The sequence below is a fragment of the Leucobacter soli genome (genome assembly GCF_042659205.1).
In the GTDB taxonomy this organism is placed as follows: domain Bacteria; phylum Actinomycetota; class Actinomycetes; order Actinomycetales; family Microbacteriaceae; genus Leucobacter; species Leucobacter soli.
The window spans coordinates 1-1,610 of record NZ_JBHSRW010000355.1 but is presented as its reverse complement, the minus strand read 5'-3'; the positions used below and the strand labels follow the sequence as shown (position 1 = coordinate 1,610).

General features: G+C 72.9%; 2 protein-coding genes. Both read left to right on the top strand.

The window, feature by feature from the left end; translation table 11 throughout:
• On the top strand, positions 1-1,069 hold a 1,069-nt coding region (locus ACFPZL_RS13055), incomplete at its 5' end, for a ThiF family adenylyltransferase (RefSeq protein WP_382335802.1).
• Positions 1,066-1,479, top strand: coding sequence for a molybdenum cofactor biosynthesis protein MoaE (locus ACFPZL_RS13050; RefSeq protein WP_218114215.1), 414 nt, complete (start codon positions 1,066-1,068; stop codon positions 1,477-1,479). The genes ACFPZL_RS13055 and ACFPZL_RS13050, both read left to right, overlap by 4 nt.
• Positions 1,480-1,610: the final 131 nt, after the last annotated feature.

Genomic DNA, 1,610 nt, shown 5'->3' with positions numbered 1-1,610 from the left:
GGTCGCCCAGCGGCGCCTCCGCGCAGCGCGCGTACTGGTGATCGGCGCCGGGGGGCTCGGCAGCGCGAGCGTTCCCTACCTCGTCGGCGCCGGGATCGGGACGATCGGGATCGTCGACGACGACGCGGTGGAGCTCTCCAACCTGCACCGGCAGGTCGCCCACCGCACGGTCGATCTGGGGCGCAGCAAGGCCGTGTCCCTCGCCGAGGCCGCGCAGCGCGTCGACCCCGGGGTCGACGTGATCGCGCACGAGCTGCGGCTGAGCTCGGCGAACGCGCTCGGCCTCCTCGCCGACTACGATCTCGTCATCGACGGCAGCGACAACTTCCCGACCCGCTATCTCGCGAACGATGCCGCGCGCCTCGCCGGCATTCCGCTCGTGTGGGGAGCGATCCTCGGCCATCACGGGCAGGTCGGCGTCGCCTGGCACGCCTACGGACCGGGGTATCGGGACCTGTTCCCGCAACCGCCGGCTCCCGACGAGGTGGTGACCTGCGCGACCGGAGGCGTGCTTCCCGGGCTGTGCGGAACGATCGGCTCGCTGCTCGCCACCGAGGCGATGAAGCTCATCGCCGGCGTCGGCGAGCCGCTCATCGGCCGCGTGCTCGTCTACGACGCGCTCGGGGCGCGAACGCGCGAGATCCGCTACGCTCGCGATCCCCTCGCCACCGCTCCTGCCGAGCTCATCGACTACGAGGCGTTCTGCGCCGGCCCCGGAGCGCCTCCGGGTGTGACGGGTGCGGAGCTGCGACGACGCATCGAGGGCGGGCCTACCGCCCTCCTCGACGTCCGAGGCCTCGACGAACGCGCGGGAGTGAGGATCTCTCCGTCGGAATCCCTGCCGCTGCCCGTGCTGGAGGGCCCGGCGGCATCCGTACCGATCGCCCCGGGCTCCCGTGTCACGGTGTATTGCGCCCGAGGGCCCAGATCGGTGCGCGCCGCCCGGATCCTCCGCGAGCGCGGTTTCGATGCCGACTATCTGATCGGCGGCATCGAGGAGTTCGCCCGCACGGCCCCCGAGCACGTCGTGCACGGGTCTGCGCAGCCGCATCCCGGGGAGCCGGCATGAGCGGGCTGCTGGCGCGGATCACGGAGACGCCGATAGACGAGGCCGCGGTGCGCGCCGCCGTGGAGGCGGCCGACTGCGGGGCGGTCGTGGTCTTCCATGGCGTGATCCGCGATCATGACGGGGGGAGCGCGGTCCGCTCCCTCGACTACAGCTCCCACCCGCTCGCCGAGGAGTTCCTCGGACGGATCGTCGAGGAGGAGGCCGCGCGCACCGGGCTGCGCCTCGCGGCCTGGCACCGCATAGGTCCCCTCCGCATCGGCGATGCGGCGCTGGTCGGGGCCGCCGCCGCCGCGCATCGAGGCGAGGCTTTCGCCGCGATCGAGGCGCTCATCGAACGGATCAAGCACGAAGTGCCGATCTGGAAGCGGCAGCACTACACCTCGGGCAGCTCCGACTGGGTCGGACTGTAGCCGCACCCGCCGGGTACGGCTACCCGCCGATGTAGGACATCTCGATGCGCCGCGGACCGCTGGCCGGCGCCGGCGCCGCTGCCGAACGCAGCTCCGAATAGCGGTCGTCGCGGGCGCGCCAGGTGCCCGAG

What these genes read in the sequence shown, in the direction of transcription:
- ACFPZL_RS13050 (WP_218114215.1), top strand. Translation starts at nt 1,066, where the DNA reads ATGAGCGGGCTGCTGGCGCGGATCACGGAGACGCCGATAGACGAGGCC.